We start from the raw sequence: 20,475 nt of genomic DNA, 5'->3' as shown, positions 1-20,475 counted from the left end.
TCCCATGGCAGCCTCTTCTCAGAAGCCCACCGACCGCGAGTACATGGCCCAGGCCATCGCGCTGGCCAGACGTGCCGAAGGCCGCACCCGGCCCAACCCGATGGTCGGGTGTGTCATCGTCCGCCAGGGCGAGGTGATCGGGCGTGGCTACCATGTGCGGGCTGGCGAAGATCACGCCGAGATCGCCGCGATCAAGGATGCCGGCGGGGACGTCGAAGGTGCCGAACTCTTCGTCAACCTGGAACCCTGCAGCCATTTCAACCGCACCCCGCCCTGCTCCGACGCGATCATTCGTCATAAGATCGCGCGGGTGGTCGTGGGCACCATCGATCCCAACCCGAGGGTCAGCGGGCGCGGGGTGCGCCGGCTTCGCGAGGCTGGCGTTGAGGTTGTCGAGGGCGTGCTCGACGCGGATTCCCGTGCTCTTAACGCGCCCTTCTTCAAGCATATCACCACGGGCATGCCCTGGGTGGTGGCCAAATGGGCGATGACCCTCGACGGTAAGATCGCATCGAGCACCGGCGACTCCCGCTGGATCACCGGTGAACTGGCCCGCGAACGGGTGCATCAGCTCCGCGACCGCCTCGATGCCATCCTCATCGGCACCGGCACCCTGCTGGCCGACGATCCTCGCCTGACCTGCCGCATCGACGGTGGTCGCGATCCGGTGCGTTTTGTGCTCGACACCTCGTTGAAGTCCTCGCCAGATCTGGCGATCTACAACCTCCACGAGTCCAACGCGCCCACGATCGTACTCTGTGCCGACGATGCCGATCCGGCACGCGCCGCAGCTCTTAAGGCTCGGCCTGGCGTGGAAGTGATCCACGTGGCACGCAACGCCGATGGGCCCCTGGATCTTGAGCATATCCTGCGCGCCATAGCCTCCCGCGGCCTTCTGAGCGTTCTCGTTGAAGGGGGCGCCGCGCTTCACGGGGCACTCTTCGACCAGGGGCTTGTCGACTATGCCTACGCCTTTGTCGCCCCAAAAGTCGTCGGCGGAAGCGGACCTGCGCCCCTTGGCGGACGCGGCTTTGAGCTTATGAACGACGCTGTCACCCTGAACGCCCCGGCCATGGAGCGCCTGGGCGACGACCTGCTCATTCATGGCGAGGTGCCGGCTGAGCGCCGCGCACAGCTCCCTTCGCTCTTCGACGAGGCTTAAACGATGTTTACCGGATTGGTCGCCGACCTGGGCGAAGTTCGCTCCAAACGCCAGGCTGGCGAGAACTGGGAGCTCACCATCGCTACCCGCTTTGACTTAAGCACCATCGAGCTTGGCGAATCCATCGCCGTCGATGGGGCCTGCCTCACGGTGACCCGACTCACAAGCGACGGATTCTGCGTCGACGCCAGCCCGGAGACCCTGCGTAAAACCACGCTGGGCGATCGCCGCATCGGCGATAAGGTGCACCTGGAGCGCGCACTTCGCGTCGGCGATCGCCTCGGTGGCCACCTGGTGCTCGGGCATGTCGACGGCGTGGGCGTGATTCGCAAACGCAGCAAAGAAAAAAACGCCTGGCTCTTTGAGGTCGAAGCCCCCCCGGAGGTCGCGCCCTACCTCATCGATAAGGGCTCGGTCTGCGTCGATGGCGTCAGCCTGACGGTCAACTCCGTCGAGAGTTCGCGCTTTGGCCTTGCGATCATCCCTTTTACATCCGACAAGACCAAGATCACCGACTACACCGTCGGTCAGCGGGTCAACCTGGAGGCCGACGTTCTGGGCAAATATGTCCGCAAGTTCGTCGAGCCCGACGCCACCGGCGGGTTGAACCTGGAGAAGCTCGCACGTTTCGGATTTCAATGATCCTTTCTGGAGGTAGCGCCGATGTCTGACGCCGCAATCGCTCGGGTAGAACGAGCACTCAAAGCCATCGCCAACGGTGAGATGGTGATCCTGCTCGACGCCGAAGAGCGCGAAAACGAAGGGGATCTGGTCATGGCCGCCGATAAGGTCACCCCGGAGGCCATCAACTTCATGGCCACCTACGGCCGCGGGCTGATCTGCTTGACGCTGACCCCCGACCAGATCGAGACGCTGGGCATCCCGATGATGGTCGACAGCAACACCAGCCCCTTTGGCACCGCCTTTACCGTAAGCATTGAGGCGGCCGAAGGTGTGACCACCGGCATCTCGGCCGCTGACCGCGCCCGCACCATCGAGGCCGCTGTAGCCGAGGGGGCAACCCGCCACGACATCGTGATGCCCGGGCATATCTTCCCGCTCCGCGCCCGCGACGGTGGCGTGCTCGTGCGCACCGGACAGACCGAAGGCAGCGTCGATCTGGCTCGCCTGGCCGGCAGCACACCCGCCGGCGTGATCTGCGAGATCATGAACCCCGATGGCACCATGGCGCGCTTAAGCGACCTGGAGCGCTTTGCCGAAGAGCACAACATGGTGCTCCTCTCGGTCAGCGACATCATCACCTACCGCCTGCAGCGCGAATCGCTGCTCGAAGTGGTCGAAGAAGCCGCACTCCCCACCGAGTTCCCCGGCGACTGGAAGGTGCGCGTGTACCGAAGCCGCGTCGATGACGCCGAACACCTCTGCTTTATCTGCGGCACCCCCGACGCCGAGACGCCCACGCCGGTCCGAGTACAGCCGCGCGTCGACGGCTTCGACATCTTCTTGAACCACACCAGCGAGAGCGCCTCCCTGCTCGGCGACTGCATGCAGGCCATCGGTGAAGTCGGCACCGGCGTCATCGTCTATCTGGACAAGCCGGCCGCCCGCGCCTCCGATCTCGTGCGTCGCTACGTGCATAAAGCCACCGAGGAGCTTGACGAGGCCGAACGCGCACGCCAGGTCAACCAGCCCCGCCAGATCTTGCGCTCGCTGGGCATCGGCGCCCAGATCCTGCGCGACGCCGGCTGCGGAAAGGTCGAGGTCATGACCAACCGCCCCAAGACCATCGTCGGCTCCGACGGTTTCGGCATCGAGATCGTCAACCAGATCCCCATCCTCGCCCGAAACCGCTAAACGGTTGATTTTAAAAAGGATTATGTTATGACCACCATCATCGAAGGCGGCTTTCAAGGCCAGGGCAAGCGTTTTGCGATCGTCTCCTCGCGCTGGAACTCCTTCTTCTCGGAGCAACTTCTCAGCGGCGCGATCGATACCCTGGTGCGCCACGGCGTCGACAAAGACGACATCTCCGTGGTGCGCTGCCCGGGCTGTTTTGAGCTGCCGATGACTGCCGCGAGGGTCAAACGCACCCTCAACGTCGACGCGATCATCTGCCTGGGCGTGCTGATCCGCGGCTCCACGCCGCACTTCGACTACATCGCCTCCGAAGCCGCCAAGGGCATCGGACAGCTGGCCATGGATGGCGAGGTCCCCTTGAGCTTCGGCGTGATCACCTGCGATTCGCTCGACCAGGCCGTGGAGCGCAGCGGCTCCAAAGTTGGTAATAAAGGTGTCGAGGCCGCCATGGCCGCCCTGGAGATGGTCAACCTCTACGACGCGCTCTCAGGCTAAACGAGAATTTCCATGATCGACAAGCAACGACGCGCACGCCGAGCGGCCCTGCGCACCCTCTATGCGATTGACGTCTCAGGCTACGAAGCCCGACATGCGCTGGAGACCATTCGCGCTACCCTTGCCGAACCCGATGATCACCCGGCCCGCTACTGGGACCTGGTAGTCGCGCGGGTGCATGCGGTGATCGATAACCTGGCCAGTGTCGATGAGGAGATTCGAGTCCTCAGCCCACGCTGGCGTATCGAACGCATGGCCGCGGTCGACCGCAACCTGCTTCGCGTGGGAGTCAGCGAGCTCCTGGAAGGAGAGACGGCGCCGCTGGTGGTGATCAACGCCTGTGTGGAACTCGCCAAAGAATTTGGCGATAAGGGTACCCCGGGCTTCATCAACGGACTCCTCGACCAGCTATGTCAAAACCGAAAGATCACCATCGCCGCCCCGGACGAAGAGGCCTGATTGTGGGGCTGGCCGGCACTCTGCTGATTCTCAGCGGATGCGTACGCCAGCCCCCCGAGCCTACCCGCTTTGTTCCCGGCGATCCGCTCTACGAGCACTACACCACCCGCGGAAAACGCCTGGTGTTTAACGGCCCCGATGGCGCGCTCCTGAAGGTGAGGCTGCGCGCACGTCAGGCGCGCGTCTACGACAGCGCGCTGCGTCCGGTGGGATCCGTGCGTTTCGGCGACGAGCATCAGGTTAGCGCCTCGACCTTCGGCAGCAACCCGGCTCCCAGCGGGTGGATCAGCGATGATGTCGCCGAACTTCCCGGCCACTGGCGGGTTGAGCGCGCCGACGAACGCTGGGCCATCTTCGACGCTCAGGGCCAACTTCTGGGACTTCTTCAACCTCCCGCGCCTCAGGAGGGCGCCGGCGGCGAGCACACTCCCGAAGAGGCTCGAACCACCGCGCTGACCGACGACAATCACAGCGCCGACGATCTCGTCCTCTACGCCGCGCTCACCTCGCCGGGCGTCGCGGAGCGTCACGCCCTGCTCAGCGATGAGAGCGTCGCCCCGGCCCGCGCCGACGTGGCGCTCGAAGGTGGCGAAGCGGTCGTCGAGGCCGGCCATGCGGCAGCCACGGCGCGCAGCCTGGCGCACACCGTGTCCACCGGCCATCACCACGCCGAAGCGGCGCGTGATGGCGCGACTCCCGAGCCGACCTCGACTCAGACACAGCCCCACGCCTCGTCCCCGGAACGTGCTCCGGCCCGCGGCTGGTCGCTGGCCCGCGACTACCGCGATCCTTCGCCCCTGACGATCGATCGCAGTGAGACTCAGCCCCGGGCCCTGGCCGAGCGCGGCGAGGTGCTGATTGCGCCTGCGGCGGCGGCTTCATGGAGCGACGCGGCGCTGCTCACGCTCACGCTCGAAGCGCTCCCTCCCCTCTCGCGCCAGGCCCTGGCAAGCTGGGTGGATCGCAACCTCGTCGAGCTTGATGTGCCCGCTCGCGACCGCCGGCCATGAGCCCCGGCACCTTCGCCCTGACCTGGTATGGACACGCCTGCTTCGGGCTGCACGCCGGTGCTCACAGCCTGCTGATAGACCCCTACCGCCCGGGAGGCTTCGGCGGGGCGATGGCCCTGCCTCCTATCGGTGATCCTTTTGACGCCGTCGTCGTCACCCACGAGCACGACGATCACGCCGCTCTCGACGCGCTGGTTCACCCGGCCCCCCGCGTCGAGGCTGGCCCCACAGGGCCCTTTACCCTCACCCGAACCCGGGTCTACCACGACGAGTACCGTGGCAGACGACGCGGTGGCACCACCGACATCCTCAGCATTGCGTTCGCCAACCGACGCCTGGTTCACCTGGGCGACGTCGGCCACAGCCCGCGTCCCGACGATCTCAAGGCCCTGAACGCAGGCCCGCGTATCGACCTCTTGATCGTGCCGGTGGGAGGCTACTTCACCATCGGGGCCGCCCAGGCCTGGGAGTGGTGCCGCGCGCTCAGTCCCCGCGCGGTGGTGCCCACCCATGCGGCCGACCCGCGTGTCGGCTTGAAACTTCGTCCCATCTCTCACTTTCTGGCCACATCCCCCTGGCCCGTCGAAGAGGTCGAGATGAGCGTTGAATGTGATGAGGCTCTGCTTAGTTTTAAGAGCAGGGTGATCGTGATGGGTACGTCGGCCCACTGAAGCCGCACACTCCCCCCGACGCCCCGGCGGCATAGTCTATGCATGCTCGCAGCCTGGCTTGTTGGGAACAATTCGCCTCGCTACGATGGTTCTAAGAGTGAGCGCGCAGGCTTCCCGGCCCGTTTCGTTCACTGGTGATGTGGTAACCAAGAGGGTGGCGCCCCATGGAAGTGCAGCGATTTGAACAAGCCATTTTGAAGATGGCCTTTGAGACCGACGCCCGGATCACGACCGCCTCGGTCGCCTACTACCTCGGGATCCCGTCGAGGGAGGCCAATCGCCTGCTCAATCAACTTCTTGAAGAGGGAGTGCTCGAGCTCGACAGCGACGCCGACGGCAACCTCTACTACCAGGTCCCCAACGGCCAGAACCTCCACGCTCCGCCTCCTCGCCAGGAGACCGACCGCAGCTGGCAAGAGCTGGAGGCCGCCGCCGATCTCGCCGCAGGCCGCTCCCCGGCTGCGAGTCCTCGTGAGCCTCAACCCGCTCGCCAGGCCACTCCGTCTCCGGTGCCAGCTCCCCTCGATCCGGCAAGATCCCCCTTTGGTGCCACCCTGGATGACGCCGTCGGAGCTCCGGCGTTCTCACCGCTCCAACACCCCGACGCCCCGCTGCAACGCTACCCGGATGCCGCTCGCGCGCCCCTCCATCGCTCTCATACAGACGTCGCACCGCCTGGCGGCACCTCCCGCCAATCCTCGCTCAATTACGGTGTGGTGTCCTCGCGCCGCGACCGCCCCACCCTCTCGCACCGCGAAGGGTACGACGGGGGCCTTCGCTCCACGGAGCGCTTTTCGGCCACCTCCAACACAGGTTGCGACGCCAACTCGGTCATCGTCGATGCCGCTGCCAGCTGCGAGCCCAAACCCCTCGCCAATCAGCGCGCCACCGTCGTCTCCTGCACAGGCTACGAGGCCAGCCCTTACGCCCAGCCCGAAAGCTCACCCTTCGGCTTCGCCGTCCCACGGCCCTCCACCGCCCTGGCCCCGGCCGGTGCTGGCGAGCTCGCCCTCAGTCAGGCCAACGCCCTCGACCAACCCGAACACCAGCCAGGGATGGCCCTCCTGCTCAGCCTGATCCTCTGCGGCACCGGCCAGATCTACAATGGCGAGGTCAGCAAAGGCATCATCATGATGGTGCTCTGCATCCTGCTCTGGCTGGTGCTCCTGGGCTGGGTCGTGCACATCTGGTCGATCGTCGACGCCGTCGTTGTCGCCGAACGCATCAATCGCCAGTCCTCTCCCTGAATCCTCCAAAACGCCCCAAATCAGGCCGCCGCGCACCAGCGCGGCGGCTGGAGCTTTGCCCTTCTTTCAGCTAGGGTGCCTCCCCGATGCGATGACGTCTCGAAGCCCCCTTTTCACGTGCTGGCATGAGCTTTGCTGAGCCCGAGACCGTCTTTTATCTCTGTTCGGTCGGAGCTCGCGCTTGGCCCCCTATCGCCTTCACATCCTGATGCTCACGCTGAGCGCCGCATTCGGTGCCGCCTCGTGTTCTTTTGTCGACTTCGAGACGAGCCCTTACGCCCCCCGCGCCCTGCAGGCCGTCTACTCTGAGCACGACGATCTGACCTACCTGGTCTGGCGCATCGCCGACGTCGCAGACCCCGAGCTCTTGAGCTACGAGCTCTGGCAAGACGGCGAACTACGGCCGATTGAGCTCAGCGAAGCGCCTATTCCCGCAGCCCCCTTTACCTGCGATCGCCTCTACCTCTGCCTGCAATACCAGCTCCCCGGTGTTTGGAGCCCCCCGAGTAGCGGCACCGCCCTGCGCGCCACGCACAAACGATTCGGCCTCATCCCTTCGGCACCTGTGCGGCCACAGCAGGTCGCCGCAAGCTTCGACATCGCACCGGTCGCCACAGCCAATAACCGCTTTGCTGACGCCGGTCTCACCGATCTTTTGAAGACGATCAACCTGCCGCACCGTCGCTCCTTTGAGTGGGTTCTCTTCGATGCTCCCCCCGGTGAAGACGCGGCCCCCTGCCCCAGCCCTCCGACCGAGGGGTGGCAGGCGCTTCGCGATCGGGTTGAGCTACCCCAGAGCTGGACAGACAACCCTCCATGCATGGGCGTACGTCCCCGACGTACCGACCAGCCCGCCCACCATAAGGTCGCGCGCCTGGACCCCGGCCCCGTGCTCCACGTCGCCGAGCTCGACCACAGCATTGAGGCGATTCGCCACCCCACCCACATCGCCTTTCTGGTCGATCTCCAGGTGACCAACGCCGGGCGCTGCCAGCAGATCGTCGACGCAGTGCGCCAGACCATCCTCAGCGAGTTCGCCGAGGAACACATACCGGTGCGCGAGTTGGGCATGTACTACCCGCGCGATCGCCAGGGCATGCCGACCTCCGGATGCGATCAGTCCACCAGCATCGACTACCCCGTCAACGACATCCTCGCCGAGGGCCGCAACGCGATGGCCGATGAGGTCGAGCGCTCAGCGCTGACCCTGGTGGTCATCAACAACCTCCAGCTGAACGCGACCCCCGAAAAGGTGGCGCAGCTGCGCGCCTTCAACGAAGCCTCCGAGCTGCCCGATGCGCCCTACAGCTTTGGCTGGCTTGTCGGCTCGGAGGTCTCCTACCCGGGCATCACCTGGTCGTGGAACACCCCCTGGCAGGCGCTGGAGAGCCGCGACTTTGAGCCTCCGCTGCGCTCGGCCGTCCGCTACATCTTCCCACTGACAAGCACTCCCCCGCTGGAGAACTACGAGTTGGAGCTGCCGCTCCCCCCGGGCTCTCAAACCCCGCGCTACCTCAAGCTCTGCCAACTTTTGCCCATCCCCACGACCTACATCGCCGGGCAGCGAGAGTACCCTGTTAACGCGCCACAACTCGAATGGCCGGCCGGCGCTCTCCCGCGACTTCGCTACGCACTCACCACATCGGAGTTTTCGTACTCGGGCGACTTCCACGGAGGCTCCCTTGAGGTGGTCTACGAGGTCTGCGATGCCTTCTGCCAGAACGCCTTCAGGGGACGCAACGGCCTGGTCTACAGCTCCTGGCTCAACACCCCCAACGCCTGCCAGTGGGGAGGACGATGAACGCCTCCTTACGCCCGACCTTACTTCTGCTCGCCGGTGTCAGCGTCCTCCTCACCAGCACACCGCCGGCCCACGCTCAGAGTTCCCCCGCGCCTGCGAGCGTTGAACCTCTCTCCAACACCCCGCCCGTAAACGCGCGCGCCACGGTCGAAGATCGCGTCGGGGATAAAAGCGCCCGCTTCTACGCCCTCGCCACCGGCACCTGGCTTGTACGCAACGACTTCTACGACAGCCCCGGCTACGGGCTCGACGCCGGCTACTACTTCAACGAGCGCTGGGGCGCCGAGCTCCGACTGCTCCGCCTCCACAGCTCCCTCTCCCAGGCCGGCAAGACCGTGTTGCAGCAGAGCGGCCTGGCACCCGACCTTCGCGCCCCCGACGTATGGTTGAGCGCCGGGGTACGCAGCTCGGTGGGCTACGCCAAGATCCTCCTCTGGGATCGCTTCGTCACCCGCTTCGATCCCCAGCTCGTCGCCCACGCCGGCGTGCTCTTCGCCGAGGAGCGCATCGCCCCGAGCATCGCCGTCGGGCCCGGCGTGCTCGTGCATCTTAAGTGGGATCTGCAGGTCAAATTCGATCTTCTCCTCACAGCCAACTTCGAGCGTCGCCAGCGCGGAATCACCCCGGCCTTCGGGGTACTCCCCACGCTGAGCTTCGGCTGGTCGCTCCCACGCGGAGGCCAGCCATGACCCCGCGTCCCCACACCACCGGAGCTCGCCTGGGCCTCTCCCTTGCCGCGCTTCTGCTCACGGCCTGCATGCCCCTCGATACCATCGACGATCCGGCGCAGGGGCCATTTGATGCGCTCCACCGGGGCGATCTCAGTCAGGCCGAGCAACGATTGACCCACCGGGCCCGGCGCGGTGCCGCAACCTCGCTCGATCCCATCGCCCGAGACCTTTTCGCTCTGGCCACCTGCGTCGAGCCGACGGCCTCCGCAGAACTGGCCCACCGCGATGAGGCCCTCGCCGAGCACCTGCTCGCGCGCCTCATCGCGCTCGAAGACACCCGCCGTCGTCGCCTGGTCCGCCAATCGCTTGAGCTTCCCGCCGAGAAGCGCGCCGGCTGGCATACGGGCACCATTCACACCACGCTGACCTCCCGCGACGCCTTCAACACCGAGCCGGCCGACAGCCCCGACGACATCGTGACCTGGCCCGCCCATACCGAGCGCTGGCCTGGCGAGCGCCCCGCAGCGGTTGAGATCGACTGGGAATGCGAGTCACTCGGACAACGCTCACGCGACCTCTCGACGGCGATGTGGCTTGCACGCGAATCCGACCAGACCCGCACCATACTTGAACGTCTCGACACTGCGCTTGAGCCCGATCTTGCGCATATGCATGACACGCTCAGCGCCCACCTCGTCGATCTTTCGCTTCTGCGTCTGGAGCGCGACCTCGAAACAAGCGATCCTCAGGCGTGTGTCGCCCTTGCCCGCGACCGCGCCCACGCCACCCTGGCCGCCCACGATGCCCTCGGGCACATCCAGCGTGTCAACGCCCGCGCACCCTCCCCGGGCACCCTCGCCAGACAGGCCTCCCTGGCCATGGCCACCGGCAACATCGAGCTTGCAAGCGACGCCCTGCGCCTGCTCAGCGACACGGTCGACGGCCCCATCGCACTCGCGGCGCGCTATCTGCGCCTGCGCCTGCTCTGGCTGCAGGGCCGCTTTCAAGAGGCCGCCGACCTCGCGCTTCCTCTGCCTCCGCCGCAGTCGGGCTACTTTGAGGCCCACGCCTACTTCGGAGTCACAGCACTACGCCGCAGCGGGCGCACCGACGCATTTTTCGGCGCCGCCCGCGAAGCGCTTCGCGATCGCGACCGGGCAAGGAACCCCTACCTGGGTGCGGTCTATCAGGAGGTTCTGCGCGAACTGGCCACCTACCAGGTTGATGCGCGCACCTTTGAAATTCTCGAAGAGTTCGGGCCCCGCAACAAACTCCTGGAGCGTGTGGCTGAGCTGGCCGATGTGGCCATCGACGCCGGACGCCCCCGCGTCGCCGAGAGTCTGGCGCAACATCTTCTCAACGAAGATCGGGACGCGCGCCGGCGGCCGCGCTACCACGCCACGCAGGCGCTGGCAGCCTTCCTCCTCGACGACGCCCCCTCCTTTGTCGAGGCTCTTCGCCTCATCGCCCCTCGCCCCGACGCGCTCGTCGAGGTGATCCCCGCCCGACGTCGCGCCACCTTCTTTGCCGAAGCCGACGCCCAACTCGCGCGTGTGCTCCGTGCCGCGCTCCCCCTGATGGCCGAGTGGGGCGACGCCCCCGCCGACCAGGCCCGCCGCCAGCGCTGGCTCGGCCTGATGATCGAGGAGCTCCAACGCTTTATGCGCACCACCCCTGACTCCGCCATCGGCGAGGAGCTTGAGGAGCTCTACCACCTGGCCGGCGAGCTGCTGGAAGATCATCCGCGCGGCTATGCAGAGCGGGTGGGCCGTGATGAGGCCACCGCCCTGATTCTGGGTACCGTGCACGTGCCCCCCGCCTACCTGGCCCTCGATGCTCCCACCCCCCGCATGAGCTGGCCACCGGTGCGTTCTCTGCTTATCGTGCCCCGCGACCAGGGCTCGCTACGTGAGTGGCCGACGGGCTTCGACTTTGAGCGCGACGCACGCACCGATTCCGACGAGCAACCGACGGAGGCGCCATGACCATCCTTCAAAAAACGGCGTCGTTGCTTGCGATCATAGCTCTATGCACCCTCGCCCTGGCCTCACTGGCCCCCACTGCCGATGCCCAATGCCTGAGCGGGCTCTTCGGCTCCAAAGCCGACAAAAAGGCAACCGAGACAGAGCAGCGCTGCACCTTCCACGACGAATGCGACGAGGGCTTCTCCTGCGTCGAAACCGTCTGCCTCTCTCCAGAAGCGGTCGCCGAACGCCATGCGCAGACCCGGGCCACCGAAGGCGATATCACCGACGTGACACCGCCACCTCAAGATGCCTACGACGGGGGTGCCGACCGAGTCTGCGGCCAGAACCGCCGCTGCCGCATTGAGCGTCTTAAAGAACACCAGCGCAGCCGCCGCCATCTCGACATCGCCCGCCAGCAGCTCGAGACTCGCCGCCAGGCCGAAGTCATCCTCGCCCGCCGTAAAGAAGACATCCACCGTGTCGATAAACCCTGGCTGGCGGGTTTCACCGCCCACTTCCTGGGCACGGGTATGCTCGTCGGACGCACCTTTTTAGGCGGCCACCTGCGCGCGGAGGCCACCGCGCGCTTCGTCAACAGCTACCTCTACTACCAGCCCGACGACCCTTCCCTGGGATCGATTGACGGCAACCAATCGCTCATCCTGGGTACCGCCCAGGCCACCTACCTGCCCTCGTCCCGCTGGCTTTCCCCCTACCTCAGCGCCGGCTTCAGCATGGGATCGGGCGAGTTTTACAACTACTCCAGCGGAGGCAACTCCGACACGCAGGTCACATACCACCTGGTCAGTGCCGCAGTGGGCTTTGAAGCCCAGTTTTCCTTCGGGCTCAACGCGCGCCTGGGCGTCACCCACGGCCGCGTGCTCTACAATCAAGTCAGCTACGCGCCCGGCGCCTACGACCGCCAGGCCCGCGACAACCTCCGCGCCTACATGAACTCCGACGGCCTCTTTAGCTTCGACTTCACCCTGGGATGGGCCTTCTGATGATGATGTTTAACCCAATCCATAACCTCCCGCACCGCGCCCTTGCCACGATGACGCTGGTGCTGGTCACGCTCTTCGGGCTGCTCGTCATGGCCTCGCCAGCGCTGGCACAATCCGGCGATGAGCTTCGCCTGGAAGACACCCCGGCCAGCGACGATGCGTCGAGCGAGGTGACGCGCCAGGGCGACGCCGCTGAATCCGGCAGCAATGACCCCGTCCTTCGCGCCGCTCCCACCGCCGAAGAGCGCCAGCGCCAGGCCTCCGCAAGCACCGCGCGCCAACTTCAAACCAGCGCGAGCACCGTCACCCTCTACCAGCTCGCTGAAGAGATGGTCGACGAGGCCCTCTCCGACATCGCCGACCTCAACCCGACGGTCATCTCCCCGGTGGCGGTGCGAAACCTCGACGTCTCGCCAAACCTGAGCATGCATTTTGGCGACTTCGTCCAGAGCACCTTTGTCTCGGCAGTCACCAACCTCACCGACATCCGCATCAAACGCTGCATCGCATGCCGAGCGATGCGCTCGCGCGTCGAAGGCGACGACTGGGTGGTGAGCATGGGCCTGACCGAACACGAAGATCTGCGCCGCGAGGCCGAGCGCCTGGGCGTCAAAACCTACCTGGATCTTCGCTTTCACTTCTTCCCCGAGGCCAACGTCGCCGCCATGCAGCTGGAGATCTTCCGCGCCGACGACGGCGCGATCCTCTGGAGTGAGACCTACCGCTCCGACGCCACCAGCGCCGCCATCCTGCGCTCCGGCGATCGGGTGGTCGGCCGCGCCGAGCGCGTGCGCGAGCTGGAGCGAAAGCTCGAGGAGCGCCCCTACTACGGCCACATCCTCTACCTGGGCATGAGCACCATTCCTTACGATGGGCCGGCCGGTGCCATCACCGGCGCGGCCATTGGCTACCGCCTCTACGAGCATTTTGGCGAAGATCGACGCTACCTTTTCGGTGTCGGCGCCGAGGGTTTTGCCAACTTCTCGGATGCCAACGGCCTGCTCGGTGCGTTCGTGGGGGCAACCTTCCAGCGCGAGCTGCTTCCGCCCAACCTCAACAGCTTAAAGCTGCGCACCGGCCCCACCGTCGGTGGCTTCTTCGCCGGCAGCGAGGGCAACTCTTTCTCCGCAGAATGGGGCCTGGACGCCGTGCTGCAGTTCCGTCTCGGAGCCGGCGTAAGCCTGATGTACTTCCTCCCCACCGAATACGCCGGCTACGACCTGGGTGGCTTTGGCTTTAAAGCACGCGCCAGCTTCAACTGGTAATTCGACCGAAGGATCCGACGTGAACACTCGCCAGACACTCCTGATCGCCGCTGCGGCCCTGCTTTTGAGCGCCTGTGCCAACAGCAACAAGGCGGCCCAGGGCCCGCTCATCGTGCCTTCGGCCGCTACCACCGCCCCCCAATATCAGGGCGATGGCTCCATCCCGGCGCAGCGCTACGTCGTGCGTATGAGCGACGGCTCCCGCGACTGGGAAGTGGAGTTCCCGGAAGTTGCCACCGGCTACGAGATGCGCATTCCGCTCGGCAGCAATGGCGAGCAAAACGACGTCTACCCCACCCATCACCCGCTCACCCCGGCCGACCGCGAGCTGATTGAACATCTGCGGCGCACCAACCCCAACTTCGAGCGGGAAGGCACCTTCGTCGACGGCGAACACATCATCGATCGCAATGCCGGTGAGGTTGAAGCCGAGCCGCGCCAACGCCCCGACGGACGCGCCGAAGACGCGCCCGCCCCCTCTCGCCCCAGCTACTACCGCGGCGTCGAAGAGATCAAGCGCCTGGCCGCATCCGGCAACCACGAGATGGCCATGGTCCACCTCACCGATCTGGAGCGCTATTACCCCGACGACGTGCAACTTTTGATGATGAAGGGCACTCTCTGGAGTTTTCTGGGCCGTGAGCCCCTGGCCCGCCAGGCCTGGGAACAGGTCTTGCAAATTGAGCCCGATAACCGCGAAGTCATCGATGCGCTGCGCCAGCTCGACCAGGGCCCCGACACCGAAGATCTCGACTGAGCACGACGCCTTCCTCACCCGCAGCGCGCGCCGCACCGGCGCCCCCTGCACGGAGATACCATGCACGTATTGATCGGCGCGCTGATCGTCATCGCCACATTTCTGACGGCGTTTCAGTACATCAGTCAGGAATTCAGCGGCTTTTTCAACATGTACTCCGCCGTTCTTCTCGGCGGGGTGCCCATCGGCTTGATGATCCTGACCTACCGCTTTGGCGTCATCGGCTCGGCGTTCAAAGGCCTGGGTCGCGCGCTCGTTGGCAACCCGGCCGCCGAGCGCGATCGCCTGGTGGAGCATCTTCTGGCCTTTGCCCGGGCTATTCGCTCCGAGCGCCCCGCCGAGGCCTCGGCCATCATCGAGCGCGAGCCCGACCCGATGTTCAAACACCTGGGCCGCCAGCTCCTCCAGCAGACCCACGCCGAAGAACTTGAGCTCGACGCCCTGGTCATCGGCCGCCGCGAACTCTCCACCTTTCAGAATGGCGAGCGCGTCTTTGGCAGCCTCGGCGACTTCGCCCCGGCCATGGGCATGATCGGCACCGTCATCGGCCTGATTCAACTTCTGGCCAACATGCGCGACTTCGAAAAGCTCGGCCCGGGCATGGCCATCGCTCTGCTGACCACTTTCTACGGCCTCCTGCTGGCCCACCTCATCTACCTTCCCCTGGCCCGCCTCATTGGCCAGCGCCGGCTGCAGCGCGCCGAGAACTTAAACCTCGTCGTCGACGCCATGCTCAAGATCGCCCGACGCCGCCCCCTGCATGAACTTCAGCAACTTCTCAGCCAGGGACGCCAGACCGCACTCACCCCGATCGAGCCCTCCAGGAGGAGCGCGTGACGCAGCTGATTCAGGAGCGCTTCACCGAAGAGGTCCCCACCGGGCAGGCCGGATGGCTGGTGAGCTACGCCGACATGATGACGATCCTGCTCACCTTCATGATCCTGCTCCTCTCCATCTCGACCATCGCTCAGACCAAGTACGATCTGCTCGTCCAGGCCTTTACCGGCTCGCGGGCCGGCAATCTCCACGAAGTCCAGGAGAAGATCGATCGTGTTATCGAGGAGCAGGCCCTCGGCGGAGAGGTGCAGACCCTGTTGGATGACGAGGGATTGAAGATCCAGTTCTCCAATGCGCTGCTCTTTAACTCCGGCAGCGCCGAGCTCTTACCGCGCGCACTCGAAGTCTTTGAGCCGATTGAACGCCACCTCGTCGACGACCTGGGCCCGACCTACGGTCTGGTCATTGAGGGCTACACCGATGATGTGCCGGTGGTCTCCGGGCGCTACCGCTCCAACTGGGAGCTCTCCACCTCGCGCGCCATCCATGTGATGGAGCGCCTGGCCGCAGCCGGCCTCGATCGCCGACGGATGTCTGTGCAGGGATTTGCCGACACTCGCCCGGCCACCGAGGTCGATCTTTACGACACCACCACCGTCGACGCCCTCGATGAGGCCGCACTCCATGAAGTTCGCGGCGCCAACCGCCGGGTGGTCATTCGCATCGACGCCCTCGATCCCGATCTTGTGCAACGCCTCTACCCCGACGCCGACTCCCCGGGCGATGCTGTGCCGGAAAGCCCCCAGGAGATCTTCTGATGCTACGAGCTCGCCACCATCTTCTTTTTGCTCTTATCGCCGCAGCCTTCGCACTCTGCGCCTCGCCAGCGTTTGCCCAGGGTCGCACCGGAGAGCGTGCCGCCATCGAAGGCACCCGCGCTCAGGCCGAGGCGCTGGCCCGCGCCGAACTCGAAGGCCTTCTCAGCCGGCTCTGCCCCGGGCGCTGCGAGCTTGTGGAGCTGCGCGCGGTGGTCGAGGCCCCGCGCGCCGTGGGCCGCGTCACCCCGGGCTTTGGCGACTCTGTAGCCGGCTCAAGCTACGAGACCCGTGTCAGTCGCATTGAGGCCACGGTGCTCCTCGACAGCAAGCTGCCGCAGAACTTCCGCGCCAACATCGCGCGCATGGCCCAGTTTCGCCTGCAAGACATCGCCCCCACCATCGAGGTTCGCCCGGAGTTCCTAGACTTCCCCGAGCCGCAGCTCCCGCCGATGCCCCCGATGATGCAGGAAGAGCCCAGGCCCGCCCCGCGCCCCCTGCCTCTGCCGCCGATACCCCGGGCTGAAGATCCCGAGTCCGAACCCGCCGCCGAGCCCCTTCCCACCCCGGAGCCTCCCGTTGAGGAAGGCCGTCCGCTCTGGCAAGACGCGCTCCCCTGGATTGCGTTGCTGGCCACCCTGCTGATCTTGAGCTTCCTGATCATCATGATCCTGCGCCGGCTCGAAGCCCTCACCGATCGCCGCCAAGAGCCCACCCCCGAGCCCGCCCGCCCCTCCGAGGAGGCCCCCGACGCCCGTCCACGCGCGATGCCCGACGTCGATCTTCTACGCGACGAACTCAAACATTCACGTCCGGTGCTCAACCGCATGCTCCGCGCCTGGATCGCCGACGATCCGGCCGAGCTCGCCGTGCTGGTGCGCCTCGTCGGCTCCGGCATCTTAAGCGATGTGCGCCGCGACGCCTCACTGCGCGCCCCGATGGAAACCATCGCCGAGGAGGTCGCCCGCCGCGATCAACCGCTTGAGGCCGATGAGGCCCACGCCATCGCCGAAAAAGCCCGCGCGCGGCTGACCGCCCAGCAGGTCCTCGACGACGGCTCCACCGACGCCGAGTGGGAGTTCCTCGAAGGCCTGGGACTGGCGCATATCGCCACACTGCTGGAGAGCTGCACCCGTCGGGAGCGCGCCTTTGTGCTCACACGGCTCTCGCCAGTGGTGCGCTCGCGTTACCTCGAAGGGCTGGAGAGCGAGGAACGACGCGATCTTCTCCTGGAGACCAGCGACGCCGATGCCCTCTCCCGCAGCCAGGCCCGGGAGCTCGCGGCACGCCAGCGCGCGATGGCCGAGGAGTTCATCGATGCCGGTCGCGAGGCTCAGGGCCAGGCCTCGATGATGCTCGAGATGATCGGAGCCCTGGCACTGCGCGAGCAGGAAGACATCCTGCGCGACATCCTCGCCAAGAAGCCCGCCGTCGCCGACGTCGTCCTCTCCCAGATGGTTCTGGAGTCGGCGGCGATGCACGTGCCCGACGAGCCTCTGGCCAACACCCTGCATCGCATCCCGGTCGAGACGCTTGCGCTCTTTATGCGCGGCACCCGCCGCGACATCGCCGATCATCTTCTGGCGCGCGCGCCCGTCTCGACCCGACAGGCCCTGGCCACCGAGCTCTCGCTGGACATCCCCTCGACCCGCGCGGAGTTTCTGGAGGCACGTCGTACCTTCTCCCAAACACTGCGCACCACCCTGGCACGCGATGGCTTTGAGGTCGCCACCTACAACGCCAACGCGCTGCGCCGCGGAGCCCACGCCCGACAGGCCCCCCCCACCGAACCCGAGGTCCTCTGATGCGACGCTCTGCCCTGATGGTATCGATCGCCCTGACGCTTTCCATGCTGAGCGGCTGCACGCTGATCCGCTACGTCGACCCGCCCCCACCTCCCGGCGAGGAGTTCGACCCGAAAGTCGTCGATGTGCTCGTGCTGGTGGATCTGCCCCGCGGTTCGGCCAACCTGATGGGCGGCTATGCTAACTTCATGGAAATGTTCGAATACGCGCTTGGCGAATACAACATCACCACCCGCCAGATGGCCGTCGCTCCGCTCTACCGCCGCCAGGGCGACACCCCGCCGCTGATTTACGGCCGCCCCGCCCTCCCCTCAAGCTCCGAGCAGAGCGAGGTGACGCCCCGCAACGACGGCAGCAACCTCAGCGAACCCCTCCCCGAAGACGGCGAAACCTCCGAACCTCGTCCCGAGCCCGATGAAAACCCCACCCCGGGCGATTCTCAACCGGACGACATCGGTGGCGGCCCCGGCCAGGCCTTCGGCCTGGCCGAGACCTTGCTCTACTACATTGGTGAGGAGGGCCAGCGTCACCTCGACACCCGCACTGACGTCCCCGGCGAAAACCTCGCGGCGCTCGGCCTTGACCTCGACCGCGCCACGATCTTCGACCCGACGGGCACCCTCAACGACTCCCGCGCCTACTTCAAAGAGGCCGCCGACGGCTTTGTGATCATCTACCTCACCGGCACCTCTCGCCCCTGCGCACACGGCAGCCAGGCCTGCCAGCTCGACGGCAAAAGCCCCGCGGCCTATGCGAGCACCACCGACGACGCCAACCTCGCAAGCTGGCTTGCGCTGCCAGGCCCCTCCGGATTGAGCCCCTCGCGCATCTTCCATATGCCCGTGGCCACCGCCGAAGAAGTCTCCTTTGAGCAATTTGCCGACCGTTGCCTGGCTGAGCCCAACTTCCCCGCCGGTGCCCTCGACGTGATGGAGCCCTCCGAAAACGCCTACTTCGGCCCCTTCATCAACGACCTTCGTTCCAGCGGCGGCCAAGGCTACAACGTCGACCTCTGCCAGGCCCTCTCCTCGCGTTCCGACCGCGCCGCGCTGAGCGCCGCGGCCTACCTGCAACGCATTTTGCGCTGAACTTCGATGCAACCTCGCACCTCCCAGATCGCCACCCAGGTGGCCGCCATGGCCATGAGCTTCGCCGTGGGCCTTTTACTCGGCCCACGGCTCTGCGCGCCTCCGCCCGCCGAAATCGAGGCTCCCGCGCCCTGCCCCAAAGCTCAAACCCGCATCGTGGAACGCTGCCCGGAAGAGCCTCCTCCCGCACCGACAAAGCCCGCACCGGCAAAGCCCGTCAAACCCTCACGCGCCCGACCGGTCAAAAGTGATCCCCACCTGCCCGCGAGCCCGCCTCCCACGAGCGCCGAAGATCGCCAACGGCTGCTCGCCTGGGCCCGGGACCAGTCCATCTCGCTTCAAGGCTGCACGCGCGACCCCGGCACCACCTATCGCCTCAGCGTCACCCTGACCCTCGACGAGAGCCGAAGCATCAATGACGTCAGCCTCAACGCTGGCCCCGATGCCCTCAACGAAAGCCTGCGACGCTGTCTGGAGACTCGCATCGCCGACTGGACCCTCCCCGACGATCTTGCACCGGCCCATCGCCGCCTGGTCTTCGGACTTACTCTCTAAGCCCCACCGGAGCCTCATATGCAGTACCGCACCATGCTCGTCGCCTTGCTTCTCACCATCACCCCGCTGGGCGCCTGCGGCGGTGGTGAGCACGACCACCACCACGATGAGCACAACGGCCACAACGAAGACACCAGGAGCGACCGCCTCACCATCACGAACCCCGATACCGGCGACGTTTGGGTCGTGGCCTCCGAAGGTCATCGTCATGGCGAGATTCCTCCCGTGGCCGAAGAGCAATCCCTGACCATCGCCCTCAACTTCGCCGACGCCGAGGACAACCCGCTCGACCTCTCCGCTAACCTGCACGCCGAGCTCCGCTTCGCCGACGGCGCCCCCGAAGACATCCTCGAGCTGAGTCTCGACGACAACCTCCTTACCTTAACCGCCCTCAAACGCGGCCAGACCTTCTTTCACGTTCAACTCTTCGAAGACGATACCCTGCGTTTTGAGTCCCCCGCCCTGGTCGCTCGCGTCGTCACCCTGGGCGAAGAACACGTCCATGATCACGGCGACATCTCCCGCGTCGAGCTTGTCTCCGCAGACGACGCCCCGATCGCTACCATCGAGGGCGATGCCTACTCCGGCGCCCCCCTGCAACTCAACGTCGGCGATACCCTCACCGTCGACGTCCTCTACATTGGCGAATCCGGCGACCCCATGGAGATGGGCGACCACGTCGTCGCTCCTGTCCTCACAGACGATGCCGCCGAAGATGTCGTGGATTGGACCGTCGATGTCGAACGGGTAACCTTCACCGCCCTCAGCCCTGGCGAGGTCAGCGTGGTGTTGGAGCTCGACTACTTTGGCATGAGCATGCACACCCCCGCGGCGCTTCCCATCGTCGTCAACGCCGACTGAACCTCAGCTAACGCCACATCAACTCATGCCAACAGGCGCCCTCTCCCGGGCGCTTTTTTTGTGCGCGCGCCTTACGCCCCTCTCACGTCCGAACTGGCACGCCCGGAGCACCTTATGCAATGAAGTTGCATTTATATTGCAAATGCAACTTCATTGCGTTAACAAACTCCCAGGGCGTCACCTCCCGCGACGCCAACATCATAAACGTGCGCACCCCGTGCGCTGACTCTCTCCTGCTCACTGAGGC

General features: G+C 65.7%; 20 protein-coding genes. All 20 read left to right on the top strand.

Translation table 11 applies throughout. The features are described from left to right. The first annotated feature begins 4 nt into the window (after window positions 1-4). The 20 genes from ribD (at window position 5) to EA187_RS01260 (ending at window position 20,228) form a co-directional block, all read left to right on the top strand. Window positions 5-1,162: a bifunctional diaminohydroxyphosphoribosylaminopyrimidine deaminase/5-amino-6-(5-phosphoribosylamino)uracil reductase RibD gene (gene ribD, locus EA187_RS01355; RefSeq protein ID WP_115603289.1), complete on the top strand. Its 1,158-nt coding sequence runs from the start codon at window positions 5-7 to the stop codon at window positions 1,160-1,162. A 3-nt stretch (window positions 1,163-1,165) separates the two neighbouring features. Next, a complete protein-coding gene (locus EA187_RS01350; RefSeq protein WP_115603290.1) occupies window positions 1,166-1,804 on the top strand; it encodes a riboflavin synthase in 639 nt (212 codons plus the stop codon). Window positions 1,805-1,825: 21 nt separating this feature from the next. Further along, complete coding sequence (gene ribB / locus EA187_RS01345; protein ID WP_127778923.1) at window positions 1,826-2,977, top strand: 3,4-dihydroxy-2-butanone-4-phosphate synthase; 1,152 nt, start codon at window positions 1,826-1,828, stop codon at window positions 2,975-2,977. Window positions 2,978-3,004: 27 nt separating this feature from the next. Then, window positions 3,005-3,475, top strand: a complete 471-nt coding sequence (ribH, locus tag EA187_RS01340; protein ID WP_115603292.1) for a 6,7-dimethyl-8-ribityllumazine synthase — start codon at window positions 3,005-3,007, stop codon at window positions 3,473-3,475. 12 nt (window positions 3,476-3,487) lie between these two features. Continuing rightward, window positions 3,488-3,934, top strand: a complete 447-nt coding sequence (gene nusB / locus EA187_RS01335) for a transcription antitermination factor NusB (protein ID WP_115603293.1) — start codon at window positions 3,488-3,490, stop codon at window positions 3,932-3,934. Beyond that, window positions 3,886-4,944 carry a hypothetical protein gene (locus EA187_RS01330; protein ID WP_127778922.1) on the top strand — a complete coding sequence of 353 codons (1,059 nt, stop codon included), beginning with the start codon at window positions 3,886-3,888 and terminating at the stop codon, window positions 4,942-4,944. The genes nusB and EA187_RS01330 overlap by 49 nt, the downstream gene beginning before the upstream one ends. Further along, window positions 4,941-5,615: an MBL fold metallo-hydrolase gene (locus EA187_RS01325; protein ID WP_115603295.1), complete on the top strand. Its 675-nt coding sequence runs from the start codon at window positions 4,941-4,943 to the stop codon at window positions 5,613-5,615. Before EA187_RS01330 ends, EA187_RS01325 begins: the two co-directional genes overlap by 4 nt. Before the next feature lie 164 nt (window positions 5,616-5,779). Then, window positions 5,780-6,862, top strand: a complete 1,083-nt coding sequence (locus EA187_RS20550) for a hypothetical protein (protein WP_206524150.1) — start codon at window positions 5,780-5,782, stop codon at window positions 6,860-6,862. A gap of 181 nt (window positions 6,863-7,043) precedes the next feature. Then, on the top strand, window positions 7,044-8,663 hold the full coding sequence (locus EA187_RS01315) for a hypothetical protein (RefSeq protein WP_115603296.1): 1,620 nt from the start codon (window positions 7,044-7,046) through the stop codon (window positions 8,661-8,663). Continuing rightward, window positions 8,660-9,352, top strand: a complete 693-nt coding sequence (locus tag EA187_RS01310; protein WP_127778921.1) for a porin family protein — start codon at window positions 8,660-8,662, stop codon at window positions 9,350-9,352. The genes EA187_RS01315 and EA187_RS01310 overlap by 4 nt, the downstream gene beginning before the upstream one ends. Continuing rightward, window positions 9,349-11,319, top strand: a complete 1,971-nt coding sequence (locus EA187_RS01305) for a hypothetical protein (protein ID WP_127778920.1) — start codon at window positions 9,349-9,351, stop codon at window positions 11,317-11,319. The genes EA187_RS01310 and EA187_RS01305 overlap by 4 nt, the downstream gene beginning before the upstream one ends. Then, window positions 11,316-12,305 carry a hypothetical protein gene (locus tag EA187_RS01300; RefSeq protein ID WP_115603299.1) on the top strand — a complete coding sequence of 330 codons (990 nt, stop codon included), beginning with the start codon at window positions 11,316-11,318 and terminating at the stop codon, window positions 12,303-12,305. The genes EA187_RS01305 and EA187_RS01300 overlap by 4 nt, the downstream gene beginning before the upstream one ends. After that, complete coding sequence (locus EA187_RS01295; RefSeq protein ID WP_127778919.1) at window positions 12,305-13,570, top strand: hypothetical protein; 1,266 nt, start codon at window positions 12,305-12,307, stop codon at window positions 13,568-13,570. The genes EA187_RS01300 and EA187_RS01295 overlap by 1 nt, the downstream gene beginning before the upstream one ends. Window positions 13,571-13,589: 19 nt before the next feature. Then, window positions 13,590-14,327 carry a tetratricopeptide repeat protein gene (locus EA187_RS01290; protein ID WP_115603301.1) on the top strand — a complete coding sequence of 246 codons (738 nt, stop codon included), beginning with the start codon at window positions 13,590-13,592 and terminating at the stop codon, window positions 14,325-14,327. Between the two features lie 60 nt (window positions 14,328-14,387). After that, on the top strand, window positions 14,388-15,164 hold the full coding sequence (locus EA187_RS01285; protein ID WP_206524149.1) for a motility protein A: 777 nt from the start codon (window positions 14,388-14,390) through the stop codon (window positions 15,162-15,164). Then, on the top strand, window positions 15,161-15,922 hold the full coding sequence (locus EA187_RS01280; protein ID WP_127778918.1) for an OmpA/MotB family protein: 762 nt from the start codon (window positions 15,161-15,163) through the stop codon (window positions 15,920-15,922). The genes EA187_RS01285 and EA187_RS01280 overlap by 4 nt, the downstream gene beginning before the upstream one ends. Next, window positions 15,922-17,724, top strand: a complete 1,803-nt coding sequence (locus tag EA187_RS01275; protein ID WP_115603303.1) for a hypothetical protein — start codon at window positions 15,922-15,924, stop codon at window positions 17,722-17,724. Before EA187_RS01280 ends, EA187_RS01275 begins: the two co-directional genes overlap by 1 nt. Then, on the top strand, window positions 17,724-18,812 hold the full coding sequence (locus EA187_RS01270; protein WP_127778917.1) for a hypothetical protein: 1,089 nt from the start codon (window positions 17,724-17,726) through the stop codon (window positions 18,810-18,812). Before EA187_RS01275 ends, EA187_RS01270 begins: the two co-directional genes overlap by 1 nt. A 6-nt stretch (window positions 18,813-18,818) precedes the next feature. Continuing rightward, window positions 18,819-19,367: a hypothetical protein gene (locus tag EA187_RS01265; RefSeq protein ID WP_127778916.1), complete on the top strand. Its 549-nt coding sequence runs from the start codon at window positions 18,819-18,821 to the stop codon at window positions 19,365-19,367. A gap of 18 nt (window positions 19,368-19,385) precedes the next feature. Then, window positions 19,386-20,228, top strand: coding sequence for a hypothetical protein (locus tag EA187_RS01260; protein ID WP_127778915.1), 843 nt, complete (start codon window positions 19,386-19,388; stop codon window positions 20,226-20,228). The last annotated feature ends 247 nt before the right edge of the window (window positions 20,229-20,475 follow it).

It is taken from the genome of Lujinxingia sediminis (genome assembly GCF_004005565.1).
Lineage (GTDB): Bacteria > Myxococcota_A > Bradymonadia > Bradymonadales > Bradymonadaceae > Lujinxingia > Lujinxingia sediminis.
Note: the sequence above shows the minus strand (reverse complement) of the source record. Positions and strands in the feature narration are given on the sequence as shown.

Excerpts from the sequence above, each read along its gene's own strand:
- EA187_RS01265 (WP_127778916.1), top strand. The coding sequence starts at position 18,819 with ATGCAACCTCGCACCTCCCAGATCGCCACCCAGGTGGCCGCCATGGCC.
- EA187_RS01275 (WP_115603303.1), top strand. The coding sequence starts at position 15,922 with ATGCTACGAGCTCGCCACCATCTTCTTTTTGCTCTTATCGCCGCAGCC.
- ribH (WP_115603292.1), top strand. The coding sequence starts at position 3,005 with ATGACCACCATCATCGAAGGCGGCTTTCAAGGCCAGGGCAAGCGTTTT.
- EA187_RS01300 (WP_115603299.1), top strand. The coding sequence starts at position 11,316 with ATGACCATCCTTCAAAAAACGGCGTCGTTGCTTGCGATCATAGCTCTA.
- nusB (WP_115603293.1), top strand. The coding sequence starts at position 3,488 with ATGATCGACAAGCAACGACGCGCACGCCGAGCGGCCCTGCGCACCCTC.
- EA187_RS01310 (WP_127778921.1), top strand. The coding sequence starts at position 8,660 with ATGAACGCCTCCTTACGCCCGACCTTACTTCTGCTCGCCGGTGTCAGC.
- EA187_RS01270 (WP_127778917.1), top strand. The coding sequence starts at position 17,724 with ATGCGACGCTCTGCCCTGATGGTATCGATCGCCCTGACGCTTTCCATG.
- EA187_RS01285 (WP_206524149.1), top strand. The coding sequence starts at position 14,388 with ATGCACGTATTGATCGGCGCGCTGATCGTCATCGCCACATTTCTGACG.
- EA187_RS01295 (WP_127778919.1), top strand. The coding sequence starts at position 12,305 with ATGATGATGTTTAACCCAATCCATAACCTCCCGCACCGCGCCCTTGCC.
- EA187_RS01330 (WP_127778922.1), top strand. The coding sequence starts at position 3,886 with ATGTCAAAACCGAAAGATCACCATCGCCGCCCCGGACGAAGAGGCCTG.
- EA187_RS01350 (WP_115603290.1), top strand. The coding sequence starts at position 1,166 with ATGTTTACCGGATTGGTCGCCGACCTGGGCGAAGTTCGCTCCAAACGC.
- ribD (WP_115603289.1), top strand. The coding sequence starts at position 5 with ATGGCAGCCTCTTCTCAGAAGCCCACCGACCGCGAGTACATGGCCCAG.
- EA187_RS20550 (WP_206524150.1), top strand. The coding sequence starts at position 5,780 with ATGGAAGTGCAGCGATTTGAACAAGCCATTTTGAAGATGGCCTTTGAG.
- EA187_RS01305 (WP_127778920.1), top strand. The coding sequence starts at position 9,349 with ATGACCCCGCGTCCCCACACCACCGGAGCTCGCCTGGGCCTCTCCCTT.
- EA187_RS01260 (WP_127778915.1), top strand. The coding sequence starts at position 19,386 with ATGCAGTACCGCACCATGCTCGTCGCCTTGCTTCTCACCATCACCCCG.
- EA187_RS01325 (WP_115603295.1), top strand. The coding sequence starts at position 4,941 with ATGAGCCCCGGCACCTTCGCCCTGACCTGGTATGGACACGCCTGCTTC.
- ribB (WP_127778923.1), top strand. The coding sequence starts at position 1,826 with ATGTCTGACGCCGCAATCGCTCGGGTAGAACGAGCACTCAAAGCCATC.